Raw genomic sequence first — 264 nt, 5'->3', positions numbered from 1 at the left:
ACCCGCCCTTGCGGGGCCGGCTGGCGGGCTTGATCCAGGGGATCGTGCCGCTCCATGTCCACCCCGCCATCTGCAGGGCGTCGCTGGTGGTCGGCTCCTGTCGCCAGTCGGAGAACACCATGGCGACGGAGTGCTCGGTCGCGGCCCGATACGCCTCGGTGAGCAGCGCGGTCAGCCAGCTTCGATAGCTCCGCTGGTCGCGGTTCTCTCCGGGGAAGTTCTGCAGGTCGTGCGCCGATCCGCTGGTGACGTACTTGGCGCGGG

At 69.7% G+C, this 264-nt stretch carries 1 pseudogene; it reads right to left on the bottom strand.

Annotation, left to right across the window (positions count from 1 at the left end):
* Nucleotides 1–264 (bottom strand): annotated as a pseudogene (locus tag RB628_RS42070) (site-specific DNA-methyltransferase); the annotation flags it as partial.

It is taken from the genome of Streptomyces sp. ADMS (assembly GCF_033441795.1).
Classification (GTDB): Bacteria; Actinomycetota; Actinomycetes; order Streptomycetales; family Streptomycetaceae; genus Streptomyces.
Note: the sequence above shows the minus strand (reverse complement) of the source record. Positions and strands in the feature narration are given on the sequence as shown.